This is a genomic window from uncultured Methylobacterium sp., assembly GCF_964242245.1.
Classification (GTDB): domain Bacteria; phylum Pseudomonadota; class Alphaproteobacteria; order Rhizobiales; family Beijerinckiaceae; genus Methylobacterium.
Window position 1 is genome coordinate 32425 of sequence record NZ_CAXTBY010000022.1, and the last position, 16583, is coordinate 49007.

Genomic DNA, 16583 nt, shown 5'->3' on the forward strand with positions numbered 1-16583 from the left:
GCGGCTCGGCGGAGAGGGCAACGCCGCCCCTGCGCAGCGTCTACGACGGGATCACCGCCGCAGATCGCTACGCGTTTTCGACGCCTCACGCGATCGTGATCACGCGGTCGACCGAGAACGTCGTGCCCTCCACCGGATTCGCGACCCAGCGGCAGCGTCCGACCGCCATGTCGTGGCCGGCGTGGAAGTGGCCCGAGACCCAGACGTCCGGCCGCTGCGGATCGGCGAGGTCGTCGAGCACGGTGGTCGCGTAGAAGGCCGGTACCCACCACGGCACGCCCGGCGCACCACGATAGGCGTCCGCCGCGCGCGGACTCGGCGGATGATGCGTCACCGCGACCGTCGGGCCGGGAAACGGCACGGCGAGCGTCGCGAGCAGCGCCGCGCGCTCGGCCGCGTGCGCGGCCATGGCATCGACGGGCTGCCACGGCGTGCCGTCCGCCCTGCGGATCGCGCCGAGATACTCGCGCGAGCCGGTGACCGGGTCGGTCATGCGGGCGGCGGCGTAGGCAACCGGGTCGGCGGGACGTTCCGGTGCGTCCGGCGCGAGCCAGCGGCCGGCCAGCGACCAGTCGCTCCACAGGGTGGTCCCGACGAAGCGTACCCCGTCGAGGATGCAGGCACGCCCTTCCCGCAGCAGGTGGATGCGGGGGGCCGACCCCGCCGCGTTGAGGACCGCCGCCTCCGTGGCCAACGCCGCGAGGAGTTCGGGCGCGGTGCGATCATCGCCGGCCGGGGCGTAGTGCTCGTGGTTGCCGGGCACCAAGACGACCGGCCCGCCCTTGGACAGGTGCAGCAGCGCGGCGAGCCCACGCTCGGGATGGCCTTCGAACAGGTCGCCGGCGCAGACCATCACGTCGAAGTCCCGCGCGGGCAAGGGAATCCGTTCGAGCGGGCGGCGCTCCAGGTGCAGGTCGGAGATCGGGAAGATCCGCATGGGGCTACGGGTTCGCCCCGCGTGCGGCCCGGCGCTCGGCGGCGGCGGCCCGGAAGATGTCGCCGGCCGAATCCGCGTTCAGGATCGCGATTCCGGCGGCCGCGATCAGGTCCGGCCAGGGCGAGGGGCGGAGCGCGGTGACGAGGCCGGCGGCGATGATCGCGAGGTTGGCGTAGGCGTCGTTGCGGGCCGAGAGGTAGGCCGCCCGCGTCAGGCTGCCGCCGCCGCCGCGGTGGCGGGCCAGCATCGTCGCGCAGGCGAGGTTCACCGCGAGCGCCCCGAGGCCGGTGAGCGTCAGCGGGATCGGCGCGGGCGGGCTGAGGTCGGAGAATTTCTCGTAGGCCGCGTAGGCCGTGGCGAGCGCCGGGACCATCAGGATGCCGGCCATCGCGGTGCCGAGCCGGGCCCTGTTCCTCGGGCTCCAGCCGAGGCCGGCGAAGATCAGCAGGTTGATCGCCGCGTCCTCCAGGAAATCGAGGCTGTCGGCGATCAGCGCCACCGAGCCGATGGCGAGCGCCACCGCGATCTCGATGCCGAAGTAGCCGAGATTCAGCGCCGCCACGCGGGCGACGACGGAGCGCAGGGATGGGGAGGCGGGGCTGTCCGGCACGCGGGGGCCAGGTTCGATTGCGCAGGTTCGACTGCGGACGTGCGCCTCTTCGCCCATGGCGTCCCGCCTGTCGAGCGCGGCCCGCCCGCGGCCCGCTGGATTTGACGGCCCGACTGTGCAACGCGATGGAGCCACCGAGCAGGACTCCGTCCGGCCGGATCGCGGAGACCCCCATGCTGCCCGAACTGCGCGTTCTCTACTTCGAGGACCTCGAAGTCGGGCTGTCCGAGACGCTGTCGAAGACGATCGCCGCCTCCGACGTGGTGGGCTTCGCCGAGATCACCGGTGACCGCAACCCGATCCACCTGTCCGAGCACTTTGCCGCGCGCACCCCCTTCGGCACCCGCATCGCCCACGGCCTCTACACCGCGGGGCTGATCTCCGCGGTGCTCGGCACGCGGCTTCCCGGTCCCGGCGCCGTCTACATCAGCCAGACCCTCAATTTCCGCGCGCCCGTCCGGATCGGGGACACCGTTGACGTGACGGTGGAGGTGGCCGAGCTCGTGCCGGAGCGCCGCCGCGCCCGGCTCAAATGCACCTGCGCGGTCGCGGGCGAGACCGTGCTCGACGGCGAGGCCCTGGTGAAGGTGCCGACCAAGGCCGAGGCCGACCCGCTGGCCATCCGCATGGGTGGTCGCCCGGCGACGTGACCGTCGAACCGGTCGCGATCACGGACCCTGCCGATCCGCGGCTTGCTGCCTACGCCGCGATGCGCGAGCGCGACCTGATCGGGCGCGCCGGCCGCTTCATCGTCGAGGGCGAGGTCACCCTGCGCCTGCTGCTCTCGACCCGCGCCCGGTTCCGGGCCGAATCGATCCTGCTCCTGCCGGAGCGCCTCCCGGCGCTGTCCGGGGCGCTCGCCGCCTATCCCGCCTCGCCGCCCGTCTACGTGGCGGAGAAGGCGGTGATGAGCGCGGTGGCCGGCTTCCCGATCCACCGCGGCGTCCTGGCCGTCGGCATCCGCGGGGACGGGGCGTGCGCGGACGCGCTCGTGCCCGCCCCGCCCGCCCCCGCGCTGGTGGTCGGCCTTGCCGGATTGACCAACCACGACAACGTCGGCGGCCTGTTCCGGAACGCGGCCGCCTTCGGCGCCGACGCGGTGCTGCTCGACGCCGGCACCTGCGATCCGCTCTACCGCAAGGCGATCCGCGTCTCGGCCGGCGCGGCGCTGACGATGCCGTTCGCCCGTCTCGCGGCCGGAGAGGATTGGCTCGACACGGCGGGGCGTCTCGACCTCGTGCCGGTGGCGCTCAGCCCGCACGCCTCGGAGGAGGTCGGCGACCTCGCGCCCCTTCCTCGCGTTCTCCTGCTCCTCGGCACCGAGGGTCCCGGCCTGCCGGCGGCGCTGATCGCACGAATGCGCGGCCTCCGCATCCCGATGGCCGCGGGCTTCGATTCCCTCAACGTCGCTACCGCCGGCGCCATTGCGCTGCATCATCTTGCCCGTGCATCGCGTAGGCTTACGCGCGACAAAGGGCTGCAATTGCCGTGAACCGGTGCCAAGCTAGCTTGGCAGAAAGCGGGCCGGGTGGGGGCCGGTGTTCGCCGCACGTTTCTGAGGAGTCGGTCGCGTTGCTTCAGTCACGGGAGGGCTTGCGGATGTTGTCCGGGCGCCGGGTCGTCGTCGTCGGTGCCGGACCGGGCGGTCTCGCGACGGCGCTGCTCCTGGCGCGCGCCGGGCTCCACGTCACGCTGTTCGAGAAGGATGGGCAGGTCGGCGGCCGCACCAAGACGGTGGAGGCGCCCGGCGGCTATAAGTTCGACATCGGCCCGACCTTCTTCCTCTACCCGCAGATCCTGGCCGACATCTTCACGAGCTGCGGCGAGCGGCTGGAGGATCACGTCAAGCTCGAGCGCCTCGATCCGCAGTACCACCTCGTGTTCGAGGCGGGCGGCGAGATCCGCGCCACCGGCGACATGGATCGCCTGGAGGCCGAGGTCGCCCGCATCGCGCCCGACGACGCGAAGAACGTCAAGAAATTTTTCGCCGACAACCGGGTGAAGCTGAAGTTCTTCAAGCCGGTGCTGGAGCAGGCCTTCCACACGCTCCGGAGCATGGCGAGCCCCGGCATGCTCCGGGCGCTGCCCCACCTGCATCCCGGCCGCAGCGTCGACGGCGACCTGCGGCGCTACTTCGCCGACCCGCGGGTGCGCCTCGCCTTCGCGTTCCAGACGAAGTACCTCGGCATGTCGCCGTTCCGCTGCCCGAGCCTGTTCACGATCCTGTCGTTCCTCGAGTACGAGCACGGGGTCTACCACCCGGTCGGCGGCTGCGGCGCGGTCTCCGAGGCGATGGCGGGCCTGTGCCGCCGGATGGGCGTCGACATCCGCCTCGGAACCTCGGTCGACCGCGTCACCTTCGACGGCAAGCGCGCCAGCGGCGTGATCGCGGACGGCGAGGCCTTTCCCGCCGATGCGGTGGTGATCAACGGCGATTTTGCCAAGGTCATCCAGGACCTCGTGCCGGAGGAGCGCCGCCCGCGTTGGCGCGACGCGAAGATCAGACGAGCCCGGCTCTCGTGCTCGACCTTCATGATGTACCTCGGTATCGAGGGGACAGTGCCCGACGCGCTCGGGCACCACACCATCCTCCTGGCCGAGGAATACGAGCGCAACATCCGCGAGATCACGGAGGGGACGCTGCCGATGCAGCCCTCCCTCTACGTGCAGCACGCCGGCTATACCGACGGCGGCATGGCGCCGCCCGGCCACACTGCGCTGTACGTGCTGGTCCCGGTGCCGAACCTGAAGGCCGGCATCGACTGGCCGGCGACGCGAGCGGGCTACCGCGCCCTGGTGCTGGAGCGGCTGAAGCTCCTCGGCCTGCCCGACATCGAGAGCCGCATCCGCTTCGAGCGCATCGTCGATCCGGTGGAGTGGCAGGACGGCTTCTCCGTCTACGAGGGCGCCACCTTCAACCTCGCCCACGACCTGATGCAGATGCTCTACTTCCGCCCCCACAACCGCTTCGGGCCGGGGCTCTACCTCGTCGGCGGCGGGACGCACCCGGGCTCGGGGCTCCCGGTGATCTACGAGGGCGCCCGCATCTCTGCCCGCCTGCTGATCGAGGAACTGGCCGGCGCCCGCGTGGCGGCAAGCTCCGGCGTTCCGGAGACGGCGGCGCTGGCGACCGGCGGCGAGGCGTCTTGAGCGATCTCCCGCGCTTCCCGTTCCTCCGGCTCCCGCGCCTCATCCCAAGGTGCCGGGGGCGAGAAGCGCGGTCCCCGGAGTCCCGACACTGCGGCGCGCCCTCGGACCACCCCTCGACGTCGCGTCGCCTCGCCCTGCGGCGGCTGGTTTGGCTCGCGCCCCTGCTCGCCGTCGCGCCGTCGGCCCGGGCCGCGACCGTCGACGTCGAGATCGACGGCATCGAGCCGGCCGGTTCGGTCTACGTCGCCCTGTGCCAGGGCGGCCTCTCGGAGGCGTCCTGCCGCAACGGCCAGGATGCGCCCGCCCGCGCCGGCGTGCATGTCGTCTTCAAGGACGTGGCGGCGGGCGCCTACGCGGTTGCCGCCTTCCAGGATCTCAATGGCAACGGCCGCCTCGACCGCACCGACCTCGGCCTGCCTCTGGAGCCCTACGCCTTCTCGGGCGAGGCCGGGCGCCGGGCACGCCCCGACTTCGCCCAAGCGGCCTTCACCCTGCGCGAGCCCGGGACCGTGCTCCGCCTGCGCCTCGCCCGCGCCCTGCCCCGCCGCTGAGGCGCGCCGTGGCGGAGCCCCTGGTCCGCGTCGAGGCCGCGACGCTGGCCTACCGGGACCGGCGGGTTCTCGACCGGGTCGATCTCGCCCTGCGGGCCGGCGAGACCCTCGCCCTGCTCGGTCCCAACGGCGCGGGCAAGACCTCCCTGACGCGGCTCGTCGCCGGCCGCCTCGCGCCGCAATCCGGCACCGTGCGCGTCGGTGGCGCCGATCCGTTCCGGGTGCGCGCCGCGCGCTGCGCCATCGGCTGGGTCCCGCAGGAGATCGCGCTCTATCCGCGCCTCACGGTCGCCGAGAACCTCGGCGTGTTCGCGCAGTTGTCCGGCCTCGCCCGGCGGCAGCGCGCGGGCGCCGTCGCGGAGGCGATGGCGCTCACCGACATCGCCGCGGTGGCGCGGCGTCCCGTCGGCCTGCTCTCGGGCGGCTACCAGCGCCGGGTCAACATCGCCGCGAGCCTGATGGGCCGGCCCGGTCTCGTCCTCCTCGACGAGCCGACGCAGGGCGTCGATCTCACGGCGCGGGCCGCGATCCACGCGGTGCTCGGCCGGCTGCGCGAGGCCGGCACCGCCATCCTCATCGCGACCCACGACTTCGCCGAGGCCGAGCGGCTCGCCGACCGGGTCGCCTTCATGGCGCAGGGACGGATCGCGCGCGAGGGTGCGCTCGCCGATCTCCTGGCCCATCTCCGGGCGGGTGCCCCCGAGCACGAGGTGGCGCTGAGCCTGCCGGCGACGCCCGCCGGCGAGGCGGCCCTGCGCCGGGCGGGGTTCTCCCCGTCCGACACGCCCCTGACGTGGCGCGCCGCGACGCGGGCCGGCCAGGGCCTCGACGGGGCCGCCCTCCTCGGCTCGCTCCGGGCGCAGGGGGTCTCGGCGAACGAGGTTCGCGTGCGTGCGCCGGGCCTCGAAGCGCTCTACCTCGACGCCCTCGCCCCGCGCCCGGCCGACGGCCCCTTGCGCCTCACCGGAGCGGTCCGATGATCGGCGCCGCCTTCCGCGTGATGGTGCTGAGCTTGGTGCGCGACCGCGCCGCCCTGGTGATGGCCTTCGTCCTGCCCACCGTCATCTTCTCCATCTTCGCCGCGATCTTCTCGGGCGCCATCGGCGACCGCATCCGCATCCACCTCGGCCTCGCCGACCTCGCGGGCACGGCCACGACCGCGCGGCTCATGCGCGCGCTCGAAGCCGATCCCTCGTTGCGGGTCACGCGCCTGCGCGAGGACACCCTGCCCGGGATCGTGGCCGCGGTCCGGGGCGGCCAGGTCGACGTGGCGCTGGTGCTGCGCGGCGACCTCGCCGCCCCGACCGGGGGCGCCGCCGCCGAGCAGCCGGTGGTGCTCGTCGAGAACCCGGCCAAGGCGCTGGCCACCCCGATCGCGCTCGGCCAGTTCCAGCGGGTGCTGAACGAGGCCCTGCCCGACGTGGTGCTGTCCCGCGTCGTTGCCGACGTGGAGCGCAGCGGCAAGATCGGCGCGGACGAGCGCGCCTTCCTCGACCAGGCGTTCGCCGAGCAGAGGGCCAGGAAGGAGCCGTTCAGCTTCGCCTCGCTGGTCGAGCGCCGCAGCACGGCCGTCGGCGCGGCCAACGAACGGGTGAGCTACTACGCGGGCGCGATCACCGCGGTGTTCCTGCTGTTTGCCGCGATGCAGGGCGCGATGTCGCTGGTCGAGGAGCGCTCGTCCGGCCTCGCCGACCGCCTGATGGCCGGGCCCGGGGGCCTGCCCGTGATCGTTCTCGGCAAGTTCGGGTTCCTGACGGCGCAGGGCGTGGTCCAGGCCGGGCTGATCTTCGCCGCGGCGAGCCTGCTCTACGGCGTCGAGATCGGTCCGCGCTGGCTGGCCTGGATCCTCACCTCGGTCCTGGTCTCGGGGATGGCCGCGGGCCTCGCACTCGCGGCCTGCGCGGCCTCCGCGACCCGTCAGCAGGCCCACCTCGCCTCGACCTTCGGCGTGCTGCTGCTCTCGGCCGTCGGCGGCAGCATGGTGCCGCGCTTCCTGATGCCGCCGTGGCTTCAGCAGGCCGGCTGGCTCACCCCGAACGCCTGGGCGATCGAGGCGTACCAGAATGCCCTCGGCGAGGGCGTCTCCGCCGCGCTGCCGGCCTGGGGGGTGCTGTTCGCGGTCGGGCTCGCGGGGCTCGGGCTGGCGCTGGGCCTCGTGTCGCGGCGGATGGTTTGAGGATTCCGCTCCGAAGCGCGGCCTAAGGTCCCGCGTCGCGCCGTCCGCGCGACGGCGGCGGCGGCATCGGGCTAAGCCACGGTGCCCACTCAGCGCGAAGGACCGAATGCTGCGCCTGCTCATCGCCGACGGCAACGACCGCGCGGGCCGGGCGCATCGCGTCGCGATCGCCGGGCGCACGACGGCGGACGCCTATGCCGGCGTGGTCGCCGACCTGATGCCGCACGCAGTCTGCGTCACCGTCAACCCGGCCGACGCGGACGCGGCCCTGCCGGAGGGCGCCGGGCTCGGTGACTTCGACGGGCTGATCCTGACCGGGTCGAGCCTGCGCGTCGGGGACGGCACCCCGGCGGTGCGGCGGCAGCTCGACCTGATGCGCGCGACCTTCGAGGCGGGCCTGCCGAGCTTCGGTTCGTGCTGGGGCATGCAGGTGGCGGCCGTGGTGGCCGGCGGCGAGGCGGGGCGCAACCCCCGCGGCCCCGAATACGGCTTCGCCCGCCGCATCGTCGCGACGCCGGAGGGGCGCGCCCACCCGCTGCTCGCCGGCCGCGCCCCGGCCTGGGACGCCCCCGCGATCCACCTCGACGCGGTGCTCGCAGCCCCGCCGGGGTCCGTGGTTCTGGCGGAGAACGCCGTCCTCGACGTGCAGGCGATCGCGATCCGCTATCGCGGCGGCCTGTTCCAGGGAACCCAGTACCATCCCGAGACCGACCTCGACGAGTTGGCCGCGACGCTGGGCGCAAGCGCGGACGACGTGATCGCTGCGGGCCTTGCTCCGGATGCCGCCGCCGTCGAGGCGCACTGCGCCGAGATCGCCGCGCTCCACGCCGCGCCGGAGGCCGAGCGCCGGGCTGCCGCGTGGCGCCTCGGCCTCGGTCCCGACGTGCTGGAGGCGCGCTGCCGCCGACTGGAGATCGCGAACTTCCTCGAGAACCTGTCCAAAGGGACGGCGTCCCCGCGCGCCGCCGCGACCGGGTGGCGCGTTGACCGGGCCGGCAACGGTCCTAGCTTTGCCTTAGCCGGACGCCACGGCTCGGAGTACCGTTCCCCATGAGTCAGGATTCCTCGGTCGCCGTCGTCGGCAGCGGGTTGGGGGGCTTGGCCGCCGCCTGCGTCTCCGCAGCCCGCGGGCACCGGGTCACACTCTACGACAAGAACGACTGGCTCGGCGGCAAAGCCGCGGTGCTGCACGAGGGCGGCTTCCGGTTCGACATGGGGCCGACGATCCTCACCGTGCCCCGCGTGCTGGAGCGCATCTTCGCGGAAGCCGGGCGCAACCTGCACGACTACCTCGACCTGCGCCGCCTCGATCCGCAGTGGCGCTGCTTCTTCGACGACGGCACCCGCATCGACCTGATGCAGGACGCCACCCGCATGGCCGCCGACATGGACGCCTTCGCGCCCGGCGCCGGTGCCGGGAACGGCTACAGGAAGTTCCTGGAGGTGTCCGAGAACCTGCACACGATCTCGGAGAAGTTCTTCTTCTGGAAGCCGGTCGAGGACCTTTTCGACACGATCAACATCCGCGCTAACATGAATCCGGGCACGCTGCGCGACGTGCTGTCCTTGCGGATGCACGCCTCGGTGGCGAGCACGATCCGCGGCAAGGTCAAGGATGCGCGGCTGGCGCAGATGCTCGATCACTTCGTCCAGTACGTCGGCTCCTCCCCCTACGGCGCGCCGGCCGTGCTCTGCGCCATCGCCCACATGCAGACGGCGGAAGGAGTCTGGTATCCGATGGGCGGCACCCGGGCGGTTGCGGAGGCGCTGGCCAAGCTCGCGACCGAGCTCGGCGCGACGCTGAAGCCCGGCGAGGAGGTGCTGGGGCTCGACATCGCCAACGGTGCGGCCAGGGGCGTCCGGACCAAGTCGGGCACGACCCCGTTCGATGCCGTCATCTCCAACATGGACTCGGTGCGCACCTACAGGGAACTCGTCGGCGGCGCCCCCGGCAAGGCCTACGAGCGGAAGAACCCCGAGCCGGCCTGCTCCGGCGTCGTGCTCTACCTCGGCCTCAAGCAGCGCTACGAGCACCTCAACCACCACGACTTCGTCTTCTCGAAGGACCCGGAGGAGGAGTTCGACTGGATCTACCGGCGCGGCGAGCCGGCGCCGGACCCGACCGCCTACCTCGCTGCCCCCTCCTCCACCGACCCATCGGTCGCGCCCGAGGGCGGCGAGGCGCTCTACGTTCTCGTCCACACCCCGTATCTGCGCCCGCACCACGACTGGAAGACGATGTTCCCGGCCTACCGGCAGGTGATCCTGGACAAGCTCAAGCGCACCGCCGGGATGCCGGACCTGGAGGATCGCATCGTCGTCGAGCGGCACCTCACCCCGCAGGACATCCACGAGCGCTACCACGTCCTGAACGGGGCGATCTACGGGCTCGCCTCCCACGGCAAGGTTATGGGCGCGTTCAAGCCCGGCAACCGCTCGCGGCAGGTGCGCAACCTCTACCTCGCGGGCGGCGCCGCCCATCCGGGGCCGGGCATGCCGATGGTGATGATGTCGGGCTGGATCGCCGCCGACGCGCACGACGCGGATGCCCGCGGGCAGCTTCGCGCCTCCGCCTGACCCGCTGGGCCGGGCACTTCTCCCGGGAGCAATGGCTGCCGAACGCCGCGGCCTTGGACTTGATCCGGACGGATCGGATCAGGGTCTCGGGCCCTTGTCGTGCTGCGCCCTTCCGACGACGAACCCATACCCCTTCGTCGCGAGAGCGCTCTAGGATTGAGAGCGTGCCCGATCCATCGCCTTGCCGGAGCCGCCGGACCGTGGCCGTGTCGCCTCCCTCGCCGCTGGTCTGGCGATTCATGGTCGGCTATTTCGACCGCTTCCTCCGGCGCCACCTCAACGCCCTGCGGCTTGCCCGCTGGGGCCTGCCGCCCGCGCTTCGCGACGGGCCGGTGGTGGTCTACTGCAACCACCCGGCGTGGTGGGACGCGGCGGTGATCATCCTGCTCGCCGGCCGCTTGTACCCCGCGCGCGCGAGCCACGCGCCCTTCGACGCGCGGATGCTGGAGCGCTACGGCGTGTTCCGCCGCATGGGCGCGTTCGCCGTCGACCTCGACACCCCCCGCGGGGCCGCCCAGTTCCTCGCCGCCTCCCGAACGATCCTGGCCCGGCCCGACAGCCTGATGTGGATCACCGCGCAAGGGCGCTTCGCCGACGTGCGCGTCCGGCCCCTGGCCCTGCGGGCCGGCGTCGCCCGCCTGCCCGAGATCGCGCCCGACGCCCTGTTCGTGCCGCTGGCGCTGGAATACGCTTTCTGGGAGGAGCGCGGCGCCGAGGCGTTCGCCGCGTTCGGGGCCCCGATCCGCGGACGCGACCTCCTCGCGCTGCCGCGGCCTGAGCGCCTCGCGCGCCTCGAAGCGGATCTCACCGCAATCCTCGATCGCCTCGGCGCCGACGTGATCGCCCGCGAGCCTGGGCGCTTCCAGGGCCTCGTCACCGGTGCCAAGGGCGTCGGCGGCGTCTACGATGGCTGGCTGCGGCTCGGTGCGGCCCTGCGCGGGCGCCGGTTCACGCCCGGGCACCGCGCCGCCGCCGGCGCGGACGCGACCTCGGACGAGCCCGCACCCTGATGGCCGACCTCGCGCTCCTGATCCTGGCGAGCCTGTCGCTGGCCGCAGCCCTGTCGCCGGCCCTGTTCGCGGCGATGAACCTCGTGCTCCTGCGGACCCCTGAGCCGGATGCGGTCTCCGACGGGCTGGTCTCGATCCTGATTCCTGCCCGCAACGAGGCGGGCATCATCGCCGGCACCGTGCGGGCGGCGCTGGCGAGCGCCGGGACCGCGGTCGAGGTGCTGGTCGGCGACGACCAGTCCACCGACGCCACCGCCGCGATCGTCGCCGCGATGGCGGCGGGCGACCCGCGGCTGCGCCTCGTCTCCGTTCCGAGCCTACCTGAGGGCTGGAGCGGCAAGAACCACGCCTGCGCGCATCTCGCCGGGCAGGCGCGGGGGGCACACCTGCTGTTCGTCGACGCCGATGTGCGCCTGAAATCCCCTGCCGCCGCCGCGCTGGCGGCTCATGCCAAGCGTAGCGGCGCGGCGCTCGTCAGCGGCGTGCCGCGTCAGATCATGGGGACGATGGGCGAGAAGCTCACCGTGCCCATGATCAACCTCCTGCTCGTCGGCTACCTGCCGGTGGCGGCGATGCGCGCCACGCTCCACCCGGCGCTGGGTGCCGCCTGCGGGCAACTCCTGCTGGTCGGCAGCCAAGCCTATGCCCGGACCGGGGGCCACGGCGCCATTCGCGCCTCGCTCCACGACGGCGTGCGCCTGCCCCGCATGTTCCGCGCGGCCGGCCACCGCACCGACTTGGTGGCGGGCCACGCACTTGCCGAGTGCCGGATGTACGCGGATTTCGCGCAGTGCTGGGCCGGCTTCTCGAAGAACGCCCACGAGGGCATGGCGACACCGCGCGCGCTGCCCGTGTGGACCGCGCTGCTGCTCCTCGGGCACGTCCTGCCCGCGCTGCTGGTGCTGGTCGGCCTCCTCGGCGGCCTTACCCCGGCGGCGCTGACGGTCGCGGCGGCGGCCCTCGTCGTGTCGCTCGCCACCCGCACGGCGATCACTCTCGTCGTCCACGAGCCGGCGGCCACGATCCCCCTGCATCCGGCGGCCGTGCTGGTGGCGCTCGCGATCCAGTGGAACGTGCTGCTGCGCCGCAGGCGCGACGGCACCGCGGTCTGGAAGGGCCGCAGCTATCCCGCCGGCGGCCCTTGAGTCTCCGAGACGATCCAGGCCGCCGTGTCGGGATCGGCGTCGAGCACGGGCAGGTGCAGGATGATCGGCGTCGCGTAGGGATGGCGCGCCTTCAGGGCGGCGCCGACCGCGTCCTTCAGCCCCGTGCGGGTCTTGAGGATCGCCACGGCCTCGTTCCCGCGCTCGATCGCACCCTTCCAGGCGTAGACCGAGCGCATGCCCGGCAGCACGTTGACGCAGGCGACGAGCCCGGAGCGGACGAGGTCCTCGCCGACGGACAAGGCCGTCTCGGCGTCGGGGAAGGTGGTATAGACGAGGAGCGGACGCTCCATGCTATGGCTCTCCCACGACTGGGCGCGTCTCACGGAACGCTCACCGCACACCGTCTGCCGGATTAGAGGCCGGCGATGGATGGGCGTTCCGTGAGAGAATCCCGGGCCCGCAAGCCCGATTCAGCCTCGCGCTCGGGCCCCGCGTCAACTCAGGTGTTCTGGCGAACGCATGCCGCGCTTCCACAAGGTCGCCTTCGTCGCGAGCCCGACGCCCGATGCCCGCGAGGCCGCCGCCGCCCTGATGCGGCGCTACGACCACGTGGCGCCGGAGGAGGCCGACGTGGTGGTGGCGCTCGGCGGCGACGGCCTGATGCTGCAGGTGCTCCACCGCTTCATGGACGCGGCCAAGCCCATCTACGGCATGAACCGCGGCACCGTCGGCTTCCTGATGAACGAGTTTCGCGAGGACGATTTGCTGGAGCGCCTGGAGGCGGCTCACCGCGGCGTCGTCCATCCGCTGCTGATGGAGGCTCGCGACACCGAGGGGCGCTCCCACCGGGCGCGCTCGATCAACGAGGTCTACCTGCTGCGCCAGACCCACCAGACCGCCAAGCTCCGGATCTCGGTGGACGGACAGGTCCGCCTGCCCGAGCTGATCGCCGACGGCGTGCTCGCGGCCACCGCCGCCGGCTCGACCGCCTACAACCTCTCCGTCGGGGGACCGATCCTGCCGATCAACGCCAAGCTGCTGGCGCTGACCCCGATCTCGGCCTTCCGTCCCCGCCGCTGGCGCGGCGCCCTGCTGCCCGACCACGCCCACATCCGGATCGAGGTGCTCGACGCCGAGCATCGCCCCGTGGCGGCGGTGGCCGACCACACCGAGTTCCGCCGCGTCTGCACCGTCGAGACGTGGCTCGACCGGGCGACCGACCTCGTGCTGCTGCACGACCCCGGCCACAGCCTGGATGAGCGCATCCTGCGCGAGCAGTTCGGTTAAGGCGTCCCCTCCCGCGCGCGCGGCGCGTCCGAGCCGCGCAGATCCGCCGCGGGCGCGCCTGATGACGGCGTCGTCCGGCGCAGGTGCGCGATGTGGCGAACCGCCAGCACGTAGCCGTGGGTGCCGAAGCCCGCCAGCACGGCGGTCGCGGCGAGCGAGACGTAGGAGTGGCGCCGGAAATCCTCGCGCCTGTGGACGTTCGTGACGTGGCACTCGATCACCGGCACTGCGCAGGTGTTCAGCGCATCCAGGATCGCGACCGAGGTATGGGTGTAGGCGCCCGCGTTGATGACGAGGCCGGCAGAGCCGACCCGGTACTCGTGAATCCAATCGATGAGCTGATGCTCGGCGTTGCTCTGCCGAAGGTCGATCGCGAGGCCGAACTCGGCGGCTGCCTGCCGGCACTGCGCCTCCACGTCGGCCAGCGTCTCGCGCCCGTAGATCTCCGGCTGGCGCAGGCCGAGGAGGTTGAGGTTCGGTCCGTTGAGAATCAGGATGGTGTCGTTCATGGAGCCGATCCATACGCGTGCCCGCCCCCGGGAAAAAGCGCGCGTCCGGCTCCGGCGCATCGATGGGCCGCTCGCCCGCCGGACGACGGTGAAGCACGAGCGTGAGCGCGCTCAATCGTGCGGGATGCGGCCGACCGAGCAGAGGGTGCGGATCGAGCCGGCAGTGTCGGTGTAGCAGCTCGCCGACCAGCCGTTCTGCTGGATGAAGGATTTCCGCCGTTCGGTCAGCGCGGTGCGGTGTGCGGTGGCGAGGACCGCCTGCACGGTGCCGTCCGCTTCGCCGACCACCAGCTCGGAGGCGATCGACAGGTCGCGGAAGAAGGCGGCCGACGGGGTCGCATCGCCGGAACTCGCCTGAATGATCGGCTGGGCGCGGCAGGTCAGGTCGAATCGGCTGCTGCCCGGAACCCGGATGTCGATGCTCGGGCCCGACCGACGCCCGACCTTGCCGCCGGTGGCCGCAGCAATTTGCGCCGCCAGCCCGTCGCACTCGTCAGCGCGGGTCGCGGTGGGAATCAGGAAGAGGCAGGCGAGGACGATGCGATGCATGGCGGCACTCTGCCGCCAATGCCGTCCGCCTGTCGAGGACCGTGCTCGACGCTGGGGGCGGCATTCTGCGTCGGTGAGCATCTCGGCCGTCGTCGGCGCGCCGGCCGGTGGGTGCCCTGCGATCCGTCATCTCGGGCGGTGGCGCCCACGCTCCCCTGCACGCAGGGACGACTTTGCCGTGATCCCGTCAGCCCTCGCTGTCACGACCGAGCCCGAGCCCCCGCATCAGGTCGCCGATCGGATCGATCTTGCCGGCGACGGCCGGGTTTGCCGCGGCAGCGTTCCGGTCGACTGCGACGTGCTCGGCCGGTATCCCGTTGCCGATCGCGGCTTGGCGCACCGGGGCGCGGCGCTGCGCGAGCTTGCGTCGCGGCGCCGGGTCCGCCTTCCGCGGCCCCCCGATCGGGCCCGCCATCTCGCTCGGCAGCGGCTGCGCCATGACCGCCTCCGGCGGAAGAGCGGACGCCATCCGCGGCGAGAGCAGCGCCGACAGATCCGGTGCTTGCGCATGCAGTGCGACGATGCTCGGCGCGGCGGCAGCCGTCCGCGCCGGAGGGTCCATCCAAGCCATGATGCCTGTCGGAGCCGCCTCGCCCGCGACGGCCGGCCTCGAAGGCCGAGCGTCCTGCTCGAAGTTGCCCGGGTGCAGAACGTGCGCTGCCGTCAGGAGACCCAAGCAGGCTACGGCGGTGGTTGCGATCGTGGACTTGACGTATGCCATGATCGCTGAACGAACGGCCAAGTTTATGGTTCCGCTTGCGCGGGGACTATGGTCGTGAACCCTGTCTCGCCGCCTCGACCTCGCCGACCGCGAGCAAGGCCCGGGTGTGATCCATCATATCCTGCGCGCTTGCGTCGGGCGCGCGGTAGGTCGCCCATACGCAGGATCAGCCTCTCGAAACTCGGCTGGCAACCGGTCACATGGCGAGCCCGCACACGCGTCGGTTTCTGAACGCCTCGGTCGTGGACGCACGGTGCCCAAGAAAAAAGGCGGCCTGAACGACCACCTTTTTCGCGAACTGACCGATCGCGTCCCGTGATCAGGCGGCTTCGGCCTCGGGCGCCTGACTTGGACCTGAATCCTTGCCGCGGGCGCTCACGTCGCGATCAACGAACTCGATCACGGCGAGCGGGGCGTTGTCGCCCTTGCGAAAGCCCGCCTTCATGATCCGGCAGTAGCCGCCCGGACGCGCCCGATAGCGCGGACCCAGCACCGTGAAGAGCTTCCTGACCATGTCGTCGTCGCGGATCTGCGACATCGCGAGGCGCCGGGTGTGGACGCTGTCGATGCGGCCGAGCGAGATCAGCTTCTCGACGACGGGACGCAGGTCCTTGGCCTTCGGCAGCGTGGTGATGATCTGCTCGTGCTTGATCAGCGCGGCGGACATGTTGGCGAACATCGCCTTGCGATGCTCGGTGGTGCGGTTGAAGCGGCGACCGCGAAATCCGTGACGCATGTTGGCTCGTCCTTTTTCTAAGGTCGCCGTGCCACGGTACGACCAGGCGCTCCACGATCGGAGCTGTCATTCCGCATGACCCCGCGGCGGGATTTTCGCGAGGTTCGACCCGGCGGAGCAGAGCCGGGTCGGATCGGCCAACCAAGCGGCGCCGTGATGCACCGCCAACTCATGCCCGAGGCGGCTTCGCCTCAGTAATGCTCCTCGAACCTCTTGGCGAGGTCCTCGATGTTCTCCGGCGGCCAGCCGGGGATGTCCATGCCGAGATGCAGGCCCATCCCGGCGAGAACCTCCTTGATCTCGTTCAAGGACTTGCGGCCGAAGTTCGGGGTGCGCAGCATCTCGCCCTCCGACTTCTGAATGAGGTCGCCGATATAGACGATGTTGTCGTTCTTCAGGCAATTCGCCGAGCGGACCGACAGCTCCAGCTCGTCGACCTTCTTGAGCAGCGCCGGGTTGAAGGGAAGCTGCGGCGCGAGCGGGGCGGCCTCCTCCTTGCGGGGGTCCTCGAAGTTCACGAACACCTGGAGCTGATCCTGGATGATGCGCGCGGCGTAGGCCAGCGCGTCCTCCGGCGAGACCGCGCCGTTGGTCTCGACCGTCATGGTCAGCTTGTCCTTGTCGAGGTCCTGGCCCTCGCGGGTGGTCTCGATGCGGTAGCTGA

Annotated in this window: 18 protein-coding genes and 1 pseudogene; 11 read left to right on the forward strand and 8 right to left on the reverse strand. The window is 72.0% G+C overall.

The window, feature by feature from the left end; genetic code table 11:
- Nucleotides 1–85 precede the first annotated feature (85 nt).
- On the reverse strand, nt 86–937 hold the full coding sequence (locus ACFE8Y_RS07670) for a metallophosphoesterase (protein WP_375463802.1): 852 nt from the start codon (nt 935–937) through the stop codon (nt 86–88).
- Between the two features lie 4 nt (nt 938–941).
- The gene (locus ACFE8Y_RS07675; RefSeq protein WP_375463803.1) at nt 942–1547 is read right to left on the reverse strand and encodes a cation transporter; all 606 of its coding nucleotides are present in this window, start codon (nt 1545–1547) and stop codon (nt 942–944) included.
- Nucleotides 1548–1720: 173 nt separating this feature from the next.
- On the opposite strand from ACFE8Y_RS07675, the gene croR reads away from it, so the two are divergent.
- From croR to ACFE8Y_RS07725, 10 genes are all read left to right on the forward strand, one after another.
- Nucleotides 1721–2197 carry a 3-hydroxybutyryl-CoA dehydratase gene (gene croR / locus ACFE8Y_RS07680; protein WP_375463804.1) on the forward strand — a complete coding sequence of 159 codons (477 nt, stop codon included), beginning with the start codon at nt 1721–1723 and terminating at the stop codon, nt 2195–2197.
- Nucleotides 2194–3039 carry a TrmH family RNA methyltransferase gene (locus ACFE8Y_RS07685; protein WP_375463805.1) on the forward strand — a complete coding sequence of 282 codons (846 nt, stop codon included), beginning with the start codon at nt 2194–2196 and terminating at the stop codon, nt 3037–3039. The genes croR and ACFE8Y_RS07685 overlap by 4 nt, the downstream gene beginning before the upstream one ends.
- An 80-nt stretch (nt 3040–3119) precedes the next feature.
- Nucleotides 3120–4697: a phytoene desaturase family protein gene (gene crtI / locus ACFE8Y_RS07690; protein WP_375463806.1), complete on the forward strand. Its 1578-nt coding sequence runs from the start codon at nt 3120–3122 to the stop codon at nt 4695–4697.
- Nucleotides 4698–4831: 134 nt separating this feature from the next.
- Entirely contained in the window at nt 4832–5248 is a 417-nt protein-coding gene (locus tag ACFE8Y_RS07695) for a DUF2141 domain-containing protein (protein WP_375463817.1), read from the forward strand.
- Nucleotides 5245–6228, forward strand: a complete 984-nt coding sequence (locus ACFE8Y_RS07700; protein WP_375463818.1) for an ABC transporter ATP-binding protein — start codon at nt 5245–5247, stop codon at nt 6226–6228. Before ACFE8Y_RS07695 ends, ACFE8Y_RS07700 begins: the two co-directional genes overlap by 4 nt.
- Nucleotides 6225–7424 carry an ABC transporter permease gene (locus ACFE8Y_RS07705; RefSeq protein ID WP_375463807.1) on the forward strand — a complete coding sequence of 400 codons (1200 nt, stop codon included), beginning with the start codon at nt 6225–6227 and terminating at the stop codon, nt 7422–7424. The genes ACFE8Y_RS07700 and ACFE8Y_RS07705 overlap by 4 nt, the downstream gene beginning before the upstream one ends.
- A 106-nt stretch (nt 7425–7530) precedes the next feature.
- The gene (locus tag ACFE8Y_RS07710; RefSeq protein ID WP_375463808.1) at nt 7531–8478 is read left to right on the forward strand and encodes a type 1 glutamine amidotransferase; all 948 of its coding nucleotides are present in this window, start codon (nt 7531–7533) and stop codon (nt 8476–8478) included.
- Nucleotides 8475–10001 (forward strand): phytoene desaturase family protein, encoded by a 1527-nt coding sequence (locus ACFE8Y_RS07715; RefSeq protein WP_375463809.1) that lies wholly within the window; start codon nt 8475–8477, stop codon nt 9999–10001. The genes ACFE8Y_RS07710 and ACFE8Y_RS07715 overlap by 4 nt, the downstream gene beginning before the upstream one ends.
- 239 nt (nt 10002–10240) lie before the next feature.
- Complete coding sequence (locus tag ACFE8Y_RS07720) at nt 10241–11011, forward strand: lysophospholipid acyltransferase family protein (RefSeq protein WP_375463819.1); 771 nt, start codon at nt 10241–10243, stop codon at nt 11009–11011.
- Nucleotides 11011–12156: a glycosyltransferase family 2 protein gene (locus tag ACFE8Y_RS07725; protein WP_375463810.1), complete on the forward strand. Its 1146-nt coding sequence runs from the start codon at nt 11011–11013 to the stop codon at nt 12154–12156. The genes ACFE8Y_RS07720 and ACFE8Y_RS07725 overlap by 1 nt, the downstream gene beginning before the upstream one ends.
- On the opposite strand, the gene cutA is transcribed toward ACFE8Y_RS07725, so the two are convergent.
- The gene (gene cutA, locus ACFE8Y_RS07730) at nt 12135–12467 is read right to left on the reverse strand and encodes a divalent-cation tolerance protein CutA (RefSeq protein WP_375463811.1); all 333 of its coding nucleotides are present in this window, start codon (nt 12465–12467) and stop codon (nt 12135–12137) included. The genes ACFE8Y_RS07725 and cutA overlap by 22 nt on opposite strands.
- 169 nt (nt 12468–12636) lie before the next feature.
- Here cutA and ACFE8Y_RS07735 point away from each other — a divergent pair, with 169 nt between their 5' ends.
- On the forward strand, nt 12637–13404 hold the full coding sequence (locus tag ACFE8Y_RS07735; protein WP_375463812.1) for an NAD kinase: 768 nt from the start codon (nt 12637–12639) through the stop codon (nt 13402–13404).
- 62 nt (nt 13405–13466) lie between these two features.
- On the opposite strand, the pseudogene aroQ reads toward ACFE8Y_RS07735, so the two are convergent.
- The 5 genes and pseudogenes from aroQ to ACFE8Y_RS07760 all read right to left on the reverse strand — a co-directional run.
- Nucleotides 13467–13913, reverse strand: a pseudogene (gene aroQ / locus ACFE8Y_RS07740) (type II 3-dehydroquinate dehydratase); the annotation flags it as partial.
- Between the two features lie 111 nt (nt 13914–14024).
- Nucleotides 14025–14462, reverse strand: coding sequence for a hypothetical protein (locus tag ACFE8Y_RS07745; protein WP_375463820.1), 438 nt, complete (start codon nt 14460–14462; stop codon nt 14025–14027).
- Between the two features lie 187 nt (nt 14463–14649).
- Nucleotides 14650–14901 carry a hypothetical protein gene (locus ACFE8Y_RS07750; protein ID WP_375463813.1) on the reverse strand — a complete coding sequence of 84 codons (252 nt, stop codon included), beginning with the start codon at nt 14899–14901 and terminating at the stop codon, nt 14650–14652.
- Between the two features lie 601 nt (nt 14902–15502).
- A complete protein-coding gene (rplQ, locus tag ACFE8Y_RS07755; protein WP_375463814.1) occupies nt 15503–15919 on the reverse strand; it encodes a 50S ribosomal protein L17 in 417 nt (138 codons plus the stop codon).
- Between the two features lie 191 nt (nt 15920–16110).
- Nucleotides 16111–16583: DNA-directed RNA polymerase subunit alpha C-terminal domain-containing protein (locus ACFE8Y_RS07760; RefSeq protein WP_375463815.1), on the reverse strand; the 473-nt coding region annotated here is incomplete at its 5' end.